Origin of the sequence: Streptomyces sp. NBC_00820 (assembly GCF_036347055.1) — a bacterium.
GTDB lineage: Bacteria > Actinomycetota > Actinomycetes > Streptomycetales > Streptomycetaceae > Streptomyces.
In genome coordinates this window covers 5,456,434-5,471,228 of sequence record NZ_CP108882.1, presented here as the reverse complement: position 1 = coordinate 5,471,228, position 14,795 = coordinate 5,456,434, and the positions used below count along the sequence as shown (strand labels likewise).

The following is a 14,795-nucleotide window of genomic DNA, read 5'->3' as shown; positions in this document are numbered from 1 at the left end:
GCTGCTTACTCCCCTTCAACCCGCATGATGCTGGCGACACCCCGCACGGTGTCGAGCTTGCGCAGCGCCTCGACGGTCCCGGAGAGGGAGGCGTCGAGGGCCCGGTGGGTGACGACGACGAGGGAGGCCTCGCCGACACTGTCCTGTCGCCCTTGCTGGCGAACCGTATCGATCGACACCCCGTGCTCGGCGAACACCGTCGCGACCTGGGCGAGAACACCCGGTTTGTCGGCGACGTCGAGGCTGATGTGGTAGCGGGTGACGACATCGCCCATGGGCGAGACCGGCAGGGCGGCGTACGCGGACTCGCCGGGCCCGGTGGACCCGCCGATCCGGTTGCGGCAGACGGCGACGAGGTCGCCGAGCACGGCGGAGGCGGTGGGCGCGCCGCCGGCGCCGGGGCCGTAGAACATCAGCTGCCCGGCCGCGTCGGACTCGACGAAGACGGCGTTGTAGGCGCCGCGCACCGAGGCGAGCGGATGGGTCAGCGGGATCATGGCGGGATGCACGCGCGCGGTCACCGATCCGCCGTCCGCGGTCCGCTCGCAGATGGCGAGCAGCTTGATGGTGCAGCCCATCTCCTTCGCCGAGCGGAAGTCGGAGGCGGTGACCTCGGTCATGCCCTCGCGGTAGACGTCGTCGAGGCGCACGCGCGTGTGGAAGGCGATCCCGGCGAGGATGGCGGCCTTGGCGGCGGCGTCGAAGGCCTCGACGTCGGCGGTGGGGTCGGCCTCGGCGTACCCGAGCGCGGTGGCCTCGTCGAGGGCCTCTTGGTAACCGGCCCCCGTGGAGTCCATCTTGTCGAGGATGAAGTTGGTCGTCCCGTTGACGATGCCCATCACCCGGTTGATCTTGTCGCCGGCGAGGGACTCGCGCAGCGGCCGGATCAGCGGGATCGCACCGGCGACGGCGGCCTCGTAGTACAGGTCCGCGCCGTGCTCCTCGGCCGCGGCGTGCAGGGCGGCTCCGTCCTGGGCGAGCAGGGCCTTGTTGGCGGAGACGACGGAGGCGCCGTGCTCGAAGGCGGTGGTGATGAGGGTGCGGGCGGGCTCGATGCCCCCGATGACCTCGATCACCACGTCGATGTCCCCGCTCTTGACGAGGGCGGTGGCGTCGGTGGTGACGAGGGCCGGGTCGATGCCTTCGCGGACCCTGGAGGGCCGTCGGACGGCGACGCCCGCGAGTTCCACCGGGGCGCCGATCCTGGCGGCGAGGTCGTCGGCGTGCGTCGTCATGATGCGAGCCACCTCTGAGCCGACAACACCACAGCCCAGCAGCGCCACCTTCAGCGGACGCGTACGCATCATCCGACCTCGTTTCCTCATACCGATCACGGTGGGAACAGTCTCACTCACCGGACGGGAGTTTCTCCCCTTGGTCCGGATCGTGAGACGTCTATTTCATTTGTCCGGGACGGAACGACGAAGGAATTCCGGCCCGGTATCCGGCCGGGCGTGCCGCGCCCCGTCACGCGGTCCGCCACCCCATCAACGGGGCGGTCAACGGGGCGGTCCGCCACACGGTCCGCGGCATGCCCGGCCAGGGACTTCTTCGACTCTCTTCCGGCGCTCTTCCGGCTCTCTCGGCCGGGCCTCGCCTCTCGGCCAGGCTTCTCAGCCGGGCCCCTCAGCCGAGACCTGTCGGCCGGGTCAGCCGACGTCGAGGCGCAGCAGGTCCTCCTCCGTCTCGCGCCGGACGATCACCCGGGCCTCGCCGTCCTGCACCGCGACGACGGGCGGCCGGAGCACGTGGTTGTAGTTGCTGGCCATGGAGCGGCAGTAGGCGCCGGTGGCGGGTACGGCGATCAGGTCGCCCGGCGCCAGGTCGGCGGGCAGGAACGCGTCCTTGACCACGATGTCCCCGCTCTCGCAGTGCTTGCCGACGACGCGGGCGAGCATCGGCGCTGCGTCGCTCGTGCGCGAGACGAGGGCGACGCTGTACTCGGCGTCGTACAGCGCGGTGCGGATGTTGTCGGACATGCCGCCGTCGACGGAGACGTACGTCCGCAGCCCGTCGAGCGGCTTGACCGTGCCGACCTCGTACAGGGTGAACGCGGTGGGCCCGACGATGGCGCGCCCGGGCTCGACCGAGATCCGCGGCGTCCGCAGCCGGGCCACCTCGCACTCGCGGGTGACGATCTCGGTGAGCGCCTTGGCGATCTCGTGCGGCTCGCGGGGGTCGTCGTCACTGGTGTACGCGATGCCGAGTCCGCCGCCGAGGTCGATCTCGGGCAGCTCGACGCCGTGCTCGTCGCGGATGTCCTTGAGCAGCTTGACGACGCGGTGGGCGGCGACCTCGAACCCGGACATGTCGAAGATCTGCGAGCCGATGTGGGAGTGGATGCCGATCAGTTCGAGCCCGTCCAGCCGCAGAGCCCGCCGCACGGCCTCCGCGGCCTGACCACCGGCGAGCGGGATCCCGAACTTCTGGTCCTCGTGGGCGGTGGCGATGAACTCGTGGGTGTGCGCCTCGACGCCGACGGTGATCCGGATCTGCACCTTCTGCCGCTTGCCGAGGGACTGCGCGATGTGCGCGACCCGCACGATCTCCTGGAAGGAGTCGAGCACGATGCGCCCGACGCCGGCCTCGACGGCCCGGGTGATCTCGGCGACGGACTTGTTGTTGCCGTGGAAGGCGATCCGCTCGGCGGGCATGCCGGCGGACAGGGCCGTCGCCAGCTCCCCGCCGGAGCACACGTCGAGGTTGAGCCCCTCCTCGTGCAGCCAGCGCACGACGGCACGGGACAGGAAGGCCTTGCCGGCGTAGAAGACGTCGGCGTCGGCGCCGAAGGCGTGGCGCCAGGCGCGGGCCCGGGCGCGGAAGTCGGCCTCGTCGAGGATGTAGGCGGGGGTGCCGAACTCCTCGGCCAGCCGCGTCGCCGGAATCCCGCCGACGGTCAGGACGCCGTCGGCGTCCCGGTCGACGGTCTGCGCCCACACCTTGGGGTCGAGGGCGTTGAGGTCCGTGGGCGGCGCCGAGTAGTGCCCCTCGGGGAGGACATCGGCGTGACGGGGCCCGGCGGGGTGCGCGGAACGGCTCATGACGTTGGCTCTCAGACTCTCTGTCTCACTCCGGGGCCCATGTCCTTCGTCCTTCGGGCCTCAGAGGTGTTCGGGTGCGTCGATACCGAGCAGGGACAGGCCGCCGGCCAGCACCGTCCCGGCGGCTTCGGCAAGAGCCAGCCGGGCCCGGTGGGCGGCCGAGGGTTTCTCCTCACCGCTCGGCAGCACGGCCGGCAGAAACGGCAGCACGGCATCGGCGACGGCCACGAGATGCCGCGCCAGCCGGTCCGGGGCACGGTGCGTGGCGGCTGCGGTGAGGATGCGGGGGTGGGCGGCGAGGGTGGTGAGGAGGGGGCGGGTGGGGGTGGTGCGGTCGGTATGGATGCCGGTGCTGATGCCGGTACTGATGCCGAAGTCGACACCGGTGAGGGGGTCGAGATCGGTACCGCCGTCGCCCCGGCCGTCCATGTCGGCAGCGATGCCGATGTCGGCAGTACTGCCGTTGTCGATGTCGGTGTCGGTGTCGGTGTCGGTGTCGAGGTGGAGGTCGCCGGGTTCGGCGGTGAAGCCGAGGCGGGCGGCGTTGCGGCTGACGGCCCGGACGCGGGCGTGGGCGTACCGCACCCGGAACAGCGGATTGCTCTCCCGCTGCACGAGGTGGTCGGCGGTGATCCGGGGCCGGTCGTGCGGGGCGGGGTGCAGCAGGGCCCACTGGGCGGCGTCGGCACCGAGCGGCGCGGGGTCCTCGGCTGCCGGCACGGGCCGCAGATTGACGGGCTCCCCGTGTTCGACCTCGCCGCGCCCGCCCTGGGTCGCCACGATCCGCACGACGGCGTCGGCGACGACCTCGGCCCGCACGTCGTACGGCACTCTCAGTACGACAACCTGTCCGGCGAGGGTGTCGGTGTGCCCGTAGGCGGGCCCGAGCTCGTGGATCTCCCGGACGAGCGCGGCGGCGAGGTCGGCCTGCTGCGCGAGAACGACGTTGAGGAAGCCCGGACCGGTGACCACGACGTCCTGGATGCCTTCGTCGCAAAGGAGACGCGCCCGCAGAATCTCGGCGACCCGCAGCGGCGGCTGCTTGGCCGGCCGGGCCAGCTGGAGCGCGACATTGGTGGCGAAGTCCCCACAGCCCCCGGGCCCCGGCTCGGTGACGACAACCCGCTCAGGAACCGTCACGCTCAGCTCCCCCTCGTCCACGGCACGCTGCACTGCGTGCAGCACGGTGCGGGAGAGCTCAACGGGTGTCACGGGACAAGCGTAGGGGAGGAAGGGAGCGGGCAGGCGAGGAGGTTTACACCAGGGCGAGGCGCCCGACCCGAACCGGACCGCGGCAACCAACACCGTCCCCGACGAAAAACCAGGGGAAGCCCCCCGAATTCAAAGCCTCTCACAACCCCAACCGGCACCACCGGCACCGGCGAACCAACCGCAGCCACCCCGATCCCCCAGGTCACCCCAGCCCCGCGGCCACCCCGGTGATCCCAGCCACCCCACCACTGTCCCCGTCCCCCTCAACATCCCCGTCGCCCTCGCTCTCGCTCTCACCCTCGGCCTCACCGTTCCCGCCCTGTCCTCCCCCACGACGCCCGTCTCCACCTCCACCCTTGCGCTCCATCAGGTGCTTGACGAGACGGACGAGTTCGGCAGGTTCGAAGGGCTTGGCGAGGAAGGCGTCGACGCCGACGTCGAGGCCACTCTCGACCTCGTACTGCGTGCACGCGCTGATGATGGCGAGGGGAAGATCATGCGTACGGGGGTCGGCACGAAGCCGGGCGGCGGTCCGGATCCCGTCGAGACGTGGCATGACGACGTCGAGGGTGACCACATCGGGCCGCACCTGATGGACCACATCCAGACACTCGGCACCATCGGCCGCGGTCACGACCTCAAGCCCTTCCAGCTCGAGATTGACCCTGATCAGCTGCCGGATGACCTTGTTGTCGTCCACAACAAGCACCCGGCCCGACGCGCCTGGCACAACTCGAGAGTAGGTCCGCCCCGGCCACCGCGTCCGGGTTTTCCCCACTTCCAACCCCTCCAGGCGACCCACCTCTGGAAACGCGTTCCTGATCATCCCGAAAGCTCTGCTAGGGTTCTACCCGTCGCCGCAAGCAACAAGCCAAGCGCCCGACACGCCCCCGTAGCTCAGGGGATAGAGCAACGGCCTCCGGAGCCGTGTGCGCAGGTTCGAATCCTGCCGGGGGCACCTTGAATTAGGTGCCCAAGACCCCGTCACCAGCGGAAACGCTGAGGCCGGGGTCTTCGCGTATGTGCAGCCATATGCCGCCGTGAGCGGGTCCATGTCGGAGACTGCGGCCTATTCGCGGCCAAGCGGGAACTATCATTCGCGCAGGTCAGCCCCGGAAAACACGAAGGCCCCCGGACAGGTCCGAGGGCTTCGGGCGGGCGGCCGGTGGTCAGGCGGCGTCACCATCCAGCAGGCTTTTGGATGCGGCGGCTGGCCACGTGCTGGCAGCCGTCGAGGCACTTGGCATAGCGGGACAGCAGCACCTCAACACTGTTGCCCGCGCGTTCGGCCACCTCGGTCGGGTCAACCCGGCAGTCAGCCGGCTCCGCTACACCGACGCGCGCCCACAGTGGATAGGGCCGGTGGCTATGAGGCGATCACCGCATAGCGGGGCCCCGGTCAAGGCAATGTCTCCGGCGGGGGATCGGCCGGCACCGGGATGGAGGGGGCGCCGTTCTCGCCCGCGGGTCCGTAGGGGTGGGCGCGGGGTGCTCCCACCCCGTCCACCATCGCCCCAGGCAGAGCCGAGCAGACGCGGCCCACGGCGGACGGGAGCTGGTTGGTGCACGGGGCGCGACTTTTACCACTGACGGATCGCCGGCTCAGCAGCTCACGTAAGTGATCTTCCAGCCTGGCGCTCCAGGGCTGAACCGCGAGTTGACTCCGTCGATCCACCACCGATGTACTTCCGAGCATGTCGGCAACGGATGACGGTCAGTCACTCGAAGCGCACCCCGCCGTTCCCCGGCCGGTGGCCGCGACACGGGACTACGTGGACGGGAGACTGTCTCAGTACCAGAAGTGGTACGACAAGAAGGCCGTTAAGACTAAGGCGATGCATCTCCGGATGAGGACGGTATCCGTCGTCGGGGGAGCCTTGGTCCCCGTGTTAGTCAACCTTGACCTGTCATTCGCGAAACTTACTGCCACGGCGCTGAGCTTGATCGTTGTCGGCTCCGTCTCCTTGGAGAGCGTGTACCGCTACCGCGAACAGTGGAAGAACTACAGGTCGACCGAACAGCTCCTTGGGCATGAGCGAATCTACTTCGAAACCAAGGTGGGACCCTACTCAGGCCTATCGGAGAGCGATGCATTCACAACCTTGGTTGCCCGCGTGGAGAGCGCAATCGCCAACGAGAACTCTGCGACCCTCAACGTGATGACCTTGGGCGGCCAGGTAAGCGCTGACGTTCAGACGCCACCCGGCATCCCGGGTGTCCGGCGAGAGCTTCGGTAGACGGGCGTGCCACCTGCGGGCCAGGGTCAGCAGAAGGCGGGTGGGATGCTCTGTTCGTACTGGAAGACGTTGCGGGGGTCGTACTTCGCCTTGATCTTGCGCAGGCGGTCGTAGTTGGGGCCCCAGTAGGCGGTTTCCCAGTCCTGCATGCCGATGTTCGGGACGTTGACGTACGCGCCGTTCACGTAGGGGCGCAGTGCCTGGCTGAACTCGGCGATCCAGGCCTGGGCCTCGGGGGTCAGTTCGTCGCCGCTGTTCGGTTCGCCCCGGGTGCCCCAGCCGGCGCCCGGCTCGGAGTAGAAGAGCGCGTCGCGGTGCGGGAAGGCCGTGCCGCCGCGGGGACTCTTCCTGACCGCTCCGCCGAACGCCTGGGTGAAGAAGTTGCTGTCGTCCGTCGGCGCGTCCCGCATGAAGGAGGCGATCACGCTGATCGCCTCCTTCGGGAACGGCTTGTTGGTGAACTGCGAGAAGAACTTCCAGTTCGCGGGTTCCAGCTCGGTCGGAATCTGGAATCCCGCGTACACGTCGCCCCAGTTTCCGACCTGTACCGAGACCTCGGGGCGGCCCACCGAGAGGATCGGGGCCAGCAGCTTCTTCGCCTCCGTCGGCGTTCCCTCCGCGAGGACCGCGAACAGCAGGATCTGGTTCCGGTGGATCTCGAGCTGGGTGCCGAGGCGGTTGTCCGCGACCGGTGCCGTGCGCTGCCACGCGTCGAAGACCCCGTGCAGGTCTCCGGTGCCGTCCCACGTCGCCTGCAGATAGGTGACGCTCTTCAGGGGCGCCACCTTGTAGGTGAGTGACGTGACGATCCCGAAGTTGCCGTTGCCCGCCCCGCGGAGGGCCCAGAGCAGGTCCGAGTGGTTCTTCAGGTCCGCCTTGACGATCTTCGCGCAGTCGGCACCCTCCGCCACCACGATCTCGGCGCCGATCAGGCTGTCGCAGGCCATTCCGAGATAACGGGTGAGGAAGCCGAAGCCGCCGCCGAGCGTCGCGCCGGACAGGCCTACGGTGCCTTCCGTTCCGGTCGTCACCGCGAGGTTCTTCTTCGCGAGCGTGGTCACCGCTTCGAGCTGGTTGAGCCCGGCTCCGACCGTCGCCGTACGCGCGGCCGTGTCGATATGCGCCGACTTCAGTTCGCTGACATCGATCACGATGCCGTTGTCGACGTTCGACCAGCCCTCCAGGCTGTGGCCGCCGCTGCGCACCCTCAGTGCGACGTCGTGCTGCCTCGCCCACGTCAGGGCGTTGACCACGTCCTGGGTCCGCTGGGCGTAGACGATGACGAGCGGGTAGTGGACGAACAGCTCGTCCCAGCCCAGGCTCGATTCGGCGTAGTCCGGGTCGTCGGGGCGCACGATGCGGCCGGTCAGTTTCGCCGGCGGGCACTTCGCGCTCCCGGCCTCCGCAGCCGGCACGCTCGCGTTCACCGCACTCGCGTCCGGTGCCTCCACAGCCGCGACGCCGGGGACGGCCACCGTGCCGGCGCCGGCGGCCGCCGTCACCTTGAGCAGTCCGCGACGAGAAAAGTCGTTCATGGTCCGTCCGTGTCCTCTCGGCCGCCGGCTGACGTAAATCGGTCCTTTATGGGCGATTTCAGCTAGGCGCACCGCACGGTAGCAAGGGGGGCCATGACGGAGAGAGCCGACACGCGAATGGTGGTGGCGGAGGGGATCGCCGGCGCGGGCACGCTGTCCGGTTGTGATCGCGCGCTCCGCGGAATCCTCAGCGGTGGCGCATCATCGTGCAGGTCAGCTTGGTCTTTCCGTCGTCCGTCTTGACGACGAACCTGCTGCCGCTGAGGCCGCCGATGTCGAATCGGCCCGACTTGTCCGTGGAGACGGTGCCCGAGGTGGCACCCGAGTAGGTCACCTTCTTGTCGCCGTGGAATCCCACGCCCCACAGGTGGTACTTGCCGTCCGACTCGGTTTCGACGTGGCATGCCGCGCGGGACGGGGCGTGGGGTGCGGCGGGGGTGGCGGCCTGTGCGGCGACCGCGGGGCCCACCGCGAGGGCCGGGGCGACCAGGAGCGTGAGTGCTGCGAGACGGCGAGTCCGGTTCATCGTTCAACCTGCCTCGGACGGTGATGGTGCGGCCGGTGTGACGTGGCAGCTCCGTCATCCGCGGCAGCAGCAGTGGAAACGCCGGGGGCGGAAGAAGGGCTCGCTCCGTCACGCCGTACGCCTGTCACCCCACATGGAGACCAGGGGCCACACGGAGACCAGGGACCTCCGGAGCGTCCGGACGAGCTTGAGAGCTATGCAGGGGACGCTGTTTTTTGTGGGGTCTGTGGGGCTTGTGGGGTTTTCGGGGCATTCCATCGTATCGTCCGGCCTGATCCGGGGCATCTCGCGCTGCGTGAGCCGCGGTGGGGCGGACGGTGGGGTGGGCCCGTCCGTGCGTGACGTGCCGACTGGTTGGTTGGATGCAGGCATGACAGATTGGTCGGCACTCCAGGACGCATGTGGGGGCGCGGCACACGTTCCCGCCCTGTTGGAGCGGTTCGCGGATGATCCCAGCGATGTGTGGAGCGAGTTGATGGATCATCTGTGTCCGCAGGCGGATACGGCCTACTCGGCCAGCTATGCGGCTCTGCCTCGGCTGGCCGGCATCGCGGCGACGTGCCGGACGGAGCATCTCGGCGGTGTGCTGCTGGCGGCCGGGGCGATCGTCGCCTGTGCTCCGGGGCCGGCCCGGGCCGAGGGGCCGCTGCACGTGTACGCGGAGCCCATCGGTGTGCTGCGTCGCCTCACGGAACAGCGGTTGAGCGTGGCGTCGGCGACGGACGAGTACGTCGATCTGCTGGGGGCCCTGCTGTCCTTCGAGGGGGTCGAGGTCTGGGACCGTTGCCTGGAAGGGCTGTCTCTCGGGGAGTACGAGGTCGACTGTCCGCACTGCGGTGTCAATGCCTTCGTCGTGTTGGGGGCCGACGGCGGGTACTCCTGCACCGATGACTACGCGCTGGGAGAGGTGGAGAGGACGCCTCTCCGTCCGGTCGAGCCGGGTGAGTTGGGGGATCTGGCGCGGCGGTTGCGGGACCGGGCGGTCGCCGACGGGCAGGACGGTGTGGCCGGAGATCTGCTCCGCCTGTTCGGGCGGGCCGACTGCCCGGACTGCGGGACGGAGTTCCTGGTGGCTGACCGGGTCGTCGCCGGCTGGGTGGCCCCTTGACGGCTTGACAGCTGACCGCTGACCGCTGACCGCTGACCGCTTGGCTCGTCGAGTGACGGGTTCAGTCGGGCTTTCGGCGCAGGGACTCCTCGGACTCGTCGGTCTCGCCGGTTCCGTCCGCCTCTTCGGCTCCGTCCGTCTCGTCGTCCTCCTCGTCCTCCTCGTCCTCGTTCGCCGCGTACGGGTGGACCCTGTCACTCGGGGTGAACGGGGTGAACCAGGTGTCCACGCTGTCCGCCGGAGCCGATGCCGGTGCCGGTGCCTGCTCTGCGCGGCCGTCGGAGGCTTCCGGGGCTTCCGGGGCTTCCCGGGCTTCGTCCTCGGGGGCGAGGGCGGGGGCGTAGACCGCCTCCGCGAAGAGTTCCAGCGCCGTGCTCACCTCCTCGTCCAGGAGGCCGTAGAGGTCGGCCGTCACCTCGGCCTGGGTGAGCAGGGCTCTGAGGAGGAGTTCTTCGGCCGTGCAGGACGGGCGGAAGGGGGCGGCCTGGGTCAGCCGGGCGGTCAGGGTGATCGCGGTGACCACGAGGCGGCGGGTGAAGAGGACCGTGTACTCGTGGGCCAGGTGCGGGGGCAGGTCTTCCAGGATCATGAAAGCCGCGTCGCTGTCCGCCACCGTCGGGCCGTCCTCCTCCAGACCGGCCAGGTCGGTGAAGAGCTCGTCGACCAGCAGGTCGATGGCGTACACGAGGGAGCCCGCCGCGACTTCCGCCGCCTCCTTGCCGACGACCCGTTCCCCGGCGTCCTCGGTGTAGCCGAAGGACTCGAGGGGGGCGGCCGCCAGCGCAGGTGCCAGTTCGCGGAGTCTGGCGCGCATCACCTCGGCCTCGGAGGGGCGTGGGCCATGCCCCTGCGCCGTGGTGGAGAGCTTGGCGGCCTCGTGCCGGCGGGCGCGTTCGGCGGGGTCCGCGGGTGGGGCGTCGGGGCCGTCGGCGGCGTCCAGGCTCTCCTGGAGGAGTTCCGAGTTCAGCTCCACCGCGCACCGGGCTATCAGCCAGTCGGCGAGCGGGTCGGTCTGTTCGAGGAGCTCGGTGACGACCTCACGCGCGGCGTCCTCCGCGAATTCCAGCGCCGGTGCGTCCACGAAGAGTTTCAGCAGGGCGCCTCCGGGGTGGACGGCGATGACGTCTTCTATCAGGTCGACCTCCATGCCGTCGGGCCCCTCGATCGCCTCGAGCGAGTCGAAGCCCCTGCGCAGGAGGTGGATGACGCCCTCCCGTTGCAGCACATCGAGTTCCGGAGCGCCCTCGGGGAGGGTCACGGTCACGGTCACCACGTATGTCACGCGCACATCGTGCCCGAGGTGTCGTATCTCCCGGGCGGAAATCCCTGTCTCCCGGGCAGGATTCCGGTGCTCCCGGACGGGATTCCGGTTCTCACGGGCAGGATTCCGGTTCTCACGGGCAGGATTCCGGTGCTCCCGGGAAAGGGTGCCGCCCCGCCGGGCCGGGGCGCGGTCTGCCCAGGCAGGGGCACGGTCCACCTGGGCAGATACGCGGTCCACCCAGGCAGGGGCGCGGCCCGCCCAGGCAGGTACGCCGTCGTTCTCACGCCGTGCGCTTGCGGGACGTCGCCTTCTTCGCCTGGGTCTTCTTCGCCGTGGACTTGGACGTCGTCTTCGCCGCCGCTGTCCTCTTCGTCGCCTCGGTGGCCTTCGAGGTGGACTTGCGGGGGGCGGCCGTCTTCTTGGCGGTGGCCGTCTTCCTCGTCGTCGACGTCGACTTCTTGCCGCCCGTCTCCTTGGGGGTCGTCGTGCGGCGGCGCGGGAGGGGGTGGACCTCGGCCTGTTCGGCGGGTTCCGCGCCGCGGGACTCGCGGGCGTCGCGGACGCTCTTCTCCAGGGCCGCCATCAGGTCGAGGACCTTGCCGCCGGGGGCGGGGGCGGGGGACTCAGGCGGGGCCTCGCCGGCCGCCTTGGCCGCGATGACCTCCTCCAGCGCCTCGCGGTACTCGTCGTGCAGGTCCTCCAGGTCGACCTCGCCGAGGGTGTCCATCAGGGCGTCCGCGAGGTCGAGTTCCTTGTCGCGGACGGTGACGTCGACGTCGGGGGCGACGCCCTCGGGGGCGCGTACCTCGTCGGGCCAGAGCAGGCCGTGCATGGCGATGGCGTCGCCGACCACGCGCAGCATGCCGAGGCGTTCCCGGCCGCGCAGCGCGTACTTGGCGATGGCGACCTTGTTGCTGCGCTTCAGGGCCTCGCGCAGGAGGGTGTACGGCTTGGCGGCGGGGGCTCCGCTGGCGGCCAGGTAGTAGGCCGCGTCCATCTGGAGCGGGTCGATGCGGTCGGCCGGCACGAAGGCGACGATCTCGATCGTGCGGGCGGTCGGGATCGGGAGGCGGGAGAGGTCGTCGTCGGTGATCGGGACGATCGAGCCGTCCGCGTCCTCGTACCCCTTGCCGATCTCCGCCTGGCTGACCTCGCGGTCCTCCAGTTCGCAGACCTTGCGGTAGCGGATGCGGCCGTTGTCCTCGGTATGGATCTGGCGGAAGGAGATCGCGTGGCTCTCGGTGGCGTTCACCAGCTTGATCGGGATGCTGACGAGGCCGAAGGAGATGGCGCCGTTCCATATGGATCGCACGTGCCGCGTCCCTTCCTTGTGGCGGTCAACCATTTGTCTGGGATTGTCATCCTATGACGCCAATCACAGAGGTGGAGGGGCGGCGGGTCACGCTCAGCAACCTGGACAAGGTGCTGTATCCGGAGACCGGCTTCACCAAGGGGGAACTGGTCCACTACTACGCCACCACCGCCGACGTGATGCTGCCGCACCTGCGCGACCGGGCGGTGTCCTTCCTGCGCTATCCGGACGGGCCGGACGGGCAGGTGTTCTTCACCAAGAACGTGCCGCCGGGTACGCCCGACTGGGTCACGACCGCCGAGGTCCCCCGGTCGGACGGGCCGGCGCGGATGGTGGTGGTGGGGGATCTGGCGAGCCTGGTGTGGGCGGCGAACCTGGTCGCCGAGTTCCACACGCACCAGTGGCCGGTGCGGACGCCCGACGAGGCCGACCGGCTGATCTTCGACCTCGATCCCGGGGAGCCCGCGTCGGTCGTCGAGTGCTGCGAGGCCGCCCTGTGGCTGCGGGAGCGGCTCGCGGCGGACGGGATCGAGGCGTACCCGAAGACGGCCGGGTCGAAGGGGCTGCATCTGCTGGCCGCCGTGCGCGGGGCTTCGTCGCGGGACACGAGCGAGTACGCGAAGGCGCTCGCGGTGGAGGCCGAGCGGGCACTGCCGGGGCTGGTGACGCACCGGATGACCAAGAGCCTGCGGCCGGGGAAGGTGTTCGTCGACTGGAGCCAGAACGCGGCCCGCAAGACCACGGCCACGCCGTACACCCTGCGCGCGCGGGCGGCCCCGCTGGTGTCCGCGCCGGTGACCTGGGAGGAGGTCGAGGGCTGTGGGGCGCCCGCGGAGCTGGAGTTCCTCGCGGAGGACATCGCGCCACGCGTCCGGGAGCACGGTGACCTGATGGCGGGACTGCTGGACCGCGAGCGAGCGGCGCCGCTGCCGTGAACGCCCCGCGCTCCCGTCGCACCCCTCTACCGCTCCCGTCCCGCGCTCCCGCCCCGCCCCTTCCCGCCCCCCTGCGCACACGCCGCCCCGCGACGCCTCCGCATCGAGCCACGCCGGCTCCGGGGAGGGCCCCGCGCCGGCTACGCCCTCCCCCACACGTTCCGGTCCCGCGCCATCGCGTGCAGCGCCTCCACGTCCCCCGGCTTCAGTACGACGTCCAGCCGGGTCAGGGTCCCCAGGTCCGTGTCCCGCACGATCCGGACCGCGCGCGGGGTCGCCGTGATCCGTACGTCGGCCGGGTCCACCAGGGCCAGGACCGGGTGGACCTCGGCCGTGAGGGCGTAGGAGGCGCGGTCGGCGTCGGCGCGCAGGCGCCGCAGCAGGGGGCCGGTCTCGCGGCGGCCGACGGCGACCATGGGGTCGGCGACCAGGACGCGGTGCTTGCGGGCGTACAGGGCGTGTACGGCGAACAGGCCGGTGGGGCCGATGAGCAGGTGGTGGACGCGGTCGCCGCCGGGGAGCGGGAGGGAGTGCAGGGTGTGCCCGCCGGCACCCTCCAGCCGGTCCAGGGCCGCGCCGACGGTCTGCTCCGCGGCCAGGGCGCGCCGGCGCGGGTCCGGGCGGAGGCGGTGGGCGGGGGCGGGGTCCCGGTCGAGGGCGACGAGCAGGGCCTCGCCGGGGCGGTTGGGGGCGAGGTCGTCGTCGGGGTGCAGGGTCAGCCGGGCCAGTTCCGCCGGTGTGGGCACGGGGGGCGGGCCCACCGTCACCGGACCGGTCAGGAACGGCTTCAGGGCTTCGAGCACCGCGTCCCTGCTGTCCTCGTCGAGCAGGTTGACCCGGCCGGTCTCACGGTCGTACCAGGCGACGTTGTTTCCGTCCCGGCCGCAGACGTACAGCCGTTCGCGGCCGTGCCGCCAGGCCGGCACCACACGCAGTCCGCTCATGTGTCATCACCCCCTCGACCATGGGAACAGGCGGGGTGCTCCGGGGGCAAGAACCCGGTTACCTTGGAGACGGCCAGGGCGAGTGGGGGAGGCGCCGTTGCGGACCCGCGGAGTGCAGCCCGACGTACCGGTTCCGGACCGGCCGTGGAGCGAGGTCGCGCCCGGACTGTGGATGGGCGGACACGAGTTCAGGGGGCGTTCCGGGCGGCTGCAACCGGCCGTCGTGGGCGAGGAGTTCGATGTGGTGCAGACGTTGCTGCGGCGGGCCGGGTACGGTCCCGGGCCGGACGTCGAGCACCATGTGTGGCCGATACCGGACGGCCCGCTGGACGGGACGCAGCTCGCGGGGGTGATCCGGCTGGCGCGCGCGGCGGGCGAGGCGCTGGACGCCGGCCGCTCGGTCCTGGTCCGCTGCCACCACGGCTACAACCGTTCGGGGCTGGTCGTCGCCCACGCGCTGGTCCGGCGGGGTCGTACGACGGAGGAGGCGATCCAGCTGATCCGCGCGCGGCGCTCGCCGTGGGCCCTGCACAACCCGCTGTTCGTGGAGTACCTGCGCGCCGGGCTGCCCACCGCCCGGCTCCTGGAGGAGCTGGAGGAGCCGGCCGAGTAGGGGTCCCCGGCCGCTGATCACTCGATCACCTGTCACCGATCACCTGTCACCGCCTGCCCGCCATCGGC

Annotated in this window: 13 protein-coding genes and 1 tRNA gene; 5 read left to right on the top strand and 9 right to left on the bottom strand. The window is 70.5% G+C overall.

Annotation, left to right across the window (positions count from 1 at the left end; all coding sequences use genetic code 11):
* Nucleotides 1-5: 5 nt before the first annotated feature.
* The 4 genes from OIB37_RS24850 to OIB37_RS24835 all read right to left on the bottom strand — a co-directional run bounded on the left by OIB37_RS24850 (nucleotide 6) and on the right by OIB37_RS24835 (nucleotide 5,079).
* A complete protein-coding gene (locus tag OIB37_RS24850) occupies nucleotides 6-1,304 on the bottom strand; it encodes a homoserine dehydrogenase (protein ID WP_330461964.1) in 1,299 nt (432 codons plus the stop codon).
* Nucleotides 1,305-1,649: 345 nt separating this feature from the next.
* Nucleotides 1,650-3,041, bottom strand: a complete 1,392-nt coding sequence (gene lysA, locus OIB37_RS24845) for a diaminopimelate decarboxylase (protein ID WP_330459812.1) — start codon at nucleotides 3,039-3,041, stop codon at nucleotides 1,650-1,652.
* A gap of 60 nt (nucleotides 3,042-3,101) precedes the next feature.
* Nucleotides 3,102-4,253, bottom strand: a complete 1,152-nt coding sequence (gene nrtL / locus OIB37_RS24840; protein ID WP_330459811.1) for an ArgS-related anticodon-binding protein NrtL — start codon at nucleotides 4,251-4,253, stop codon at nucleotides 3,102-3,104.
* Nucleotides 4,254-4,455: 202 nt separating this feature from the next.
* Nucleotides 4,456-5,079, bottom strand: a complete 624-nt coding sequence (locus tag OIB37_RS24835; RefSeq protein ID WP_443058199.1) for a response regulator — start codon at nucleotides 5,077-5,079, stop codon at nucleotides 4,456-4,458.
* 60 nt (nucleotides 5,080-5,139) lie between these two features.
* Between OIB37_RS24835 and OIB37_RS24830 the strand changes: the two genes are divergently transcribed.
* Both OIB37_RS24830 and OIB37_RS24825 read left to right on the top strand, forming a co-directional pair.
* Nucleotides 5,140-5,211: transfer RNA gene (locus OIB37_RS24830), tRNA-Arg, on the top strand.
* 736 nt (nucleotides 5,212-5,947) lie between these two features.
* A complete protein-coding gene (locus OIB37_RS24825; protein WP_330459809.1) occupies nucleotides 5,948-6,490 on the top strand; it encodes a DUF4231 domain-containing protein in 543 nt (180 codons plus the stop codon).
* A gap of 26 nt (nucleotides 6,491-6,516) precedes the next feature.
* On the opposite strand, the gene OIB37_RS24820 is transcribed toward OIB37_RS24825, so the two are convergent.
* Complete coding sequence (locus tag OIB37_RS24820) at nucleotides 6,517-8,025, bottom strand: FAD-binding oxidoreductase (protein ID WP_330459808.1); 1,509 nt, start codon at nucleotides 8,023-8,025, stop codon at nucleotides 6,517-6,519.
* Nucleotides 8,026-8,212: 187 nt separating this feature from the next.
* The gene (locus OIB37_RS24815; protein ID WP_330459807.1) at nucleotides 8,213-8,551 is read right to left on the bottom strand and encodes a hypothetical protein; all 339 of its coding nucleotides are present in this window, start codon (nucleotides 8,549-8,551) and stop codon (nucleotides 8,213-8,215) included.
* 475 nt (nucleotides 8,552-9,026) lie between these two features.
* Here OIB37_RS24815 and OIB37_RS24810 point away from each other — a divergent pair, with 475 nt between their 5' ends.
* Nucleotides 9,027-9,659, top strand: coding sequence for a hypothetical protein (locus OIB37_RS24810; RefSeq protein ID WP_330459806.1), 633 nt, complete (start codon nucleotides 9,027-9,029; stop codon nucleotides 9,657-9,659).
* Between the two features lie 61 nt (nucleotides 9,660-9,720).
* Here the strand turns inward: OIB37_RS24810 and OIB37_RS24805 are convergent, their stop codons facing one another.
* Both OIB37_RS24805 and ku read right to left on the bottom strand, forming a co-directional pair.
* On the bottom strand, nucleotides 9,721-10,941 hold the full coding sequence (locus OIB37_RS24805) for a hypothetical protein (RefSeq protein ID WP_330459805.1): 1,221 nt from the start codon (nucleotides 10,939-10,941) through the stop codon (nucleotides 9,721-9,723).
* A gap of 262 nt (nucleotides 10,942-11,203) precedes the next feature.
* The gene (gene ku, locus OIB37_RS24800) at nucleotides 11,204-12,235 is read right to left on the bottom strand and encodes a non-homologous end joining protein Ku (protein ID WP_330459804.1); all 1,032 of its coding nucleotides are present in this window, start codon (nucleotides 12,233-12,235) and stop codon (nucleotides 11,204-11,206) included.
* A 53-nt stretch (nucleotides 12,236-12,288) separates the two neighbouring features.
* On the opposite strand from ku, the gene ligD reads away from it, so the two are divergent.
* A complete protein-coding gene (gene ligD, locus OIB37_RS24795) occupies nucleotides 12,289-13,170 on the top strand; it encodes a non-homologous end-joining DNA ligase (protein ID WP_330459803.1) in 882 nt (293 codons plus the stop codon).
* Between the two features lie 140 nt (nucleotides 13,171-13,310).
* On the opposite strand, the gene OIB37_RS24790 is transcribed toward ligD, so the two are convergent.
* Nucleotides 13,311-14,114 (bottom strand): NERD domain-containing protein, encoded by an 804-nt coding sequence (locus tag OIB37_RS24790; RefSeq protein WP_330459802.1) that lies wholly within the window; start codon nucleotides 14,112-14,114, stop codon nucleotides 13,311-13,313.
* A gap of 97 nt (nucleotides 14,115-14,211) precedes the next feature.
* Here OIB37_RS24790 and OIB37_RS24785 point away from each other — a divergent pair, with 97 nt between their 5' ends.
* Nucleotides 14,212-14,727, top strand: a complete 516-nt coding sequence (locus OIB37_RS24785) for a protein-tyrosine phosphatase family protein (protein ID WP_330459801.1) — start codon at nucleotides 14,212-14,214, stop codon at nucleotides 14,725-14,727.
* Nucleotides 14,728-14,795: the final 68 nt, after the last annotated feature.

What these genes read in the sequence shown, in the direction of transcription:
- OIB37_RS24810 (WP_330459806.1), top strand. Translation starts at nt 9,027, where the DNA reads ATGGATCATCTGTGTCCGCAGGCGGATACGGCCTACTCGGCCAGCTAT.
- OIB37_RS24835 (WP_443058199.1), bottom strand. Translation starts at nt 5,079, where the DNA reads ATGATCAGGAACGCGTTTCCAGAGGTGGGTCGCCTGGAGGGGTTGGAA.
- OIB37_RS24820 (WP_330459808.1), bottom strand. Translation starts at nt 8,025, where the DNA reads ATGAACGACTTTTCTCGTCGCGGACTGCTCAAGGTGACGGCGGCCGCC.
- ligD (WP_330459803.1), top strand. Translation starts at nt 12,289, where the DNA reads ATGACGCCAATCACAGAGGTGGAGGGGCGGCGGGTCACGCTCAGCAAC.
- OIB37_RS24790 (WP_330459802.1), bottom strand. Translation starts at nt 14,114, where the DNA reads ATGAGCGGACTGCGTGTGGTGCCGGCCTGGCGGCACGGCCGCGAACGG.
- lysA (WP_330459812.1), bottom strand. Translation starts at nt 3,041, where the DNA reads ATGAGCCGTTCCGCGCACCCCGCCGGGCCCCGTCACGCCGATGTCCTC.
- OIB37_RS24815 (WP_330459807.1), bottom strand. Translation starts at nt 8,551, where the DNA reads ATGAACCGGACTCGCCGTCTCGCAGCACTCACGCTCCTGGTCGCCCCG.
- OIB37_RS24850 (WP_330461964.1), bottom strand. Translation starts at nt 1,304, where the DNA reads ATGCGTACGCGTCCGCTGAAGGTGGCGCTGCTGGGCTGTGGTGTTGTC.
- OIB37_RS24825 (WP_330459809.1), top strand. Translation starts at nt 5,948, where the DNA reads ATGTCGGCAACGGATGACGGTCAGTCACTCGAAGCGCACCCCGCCGTT.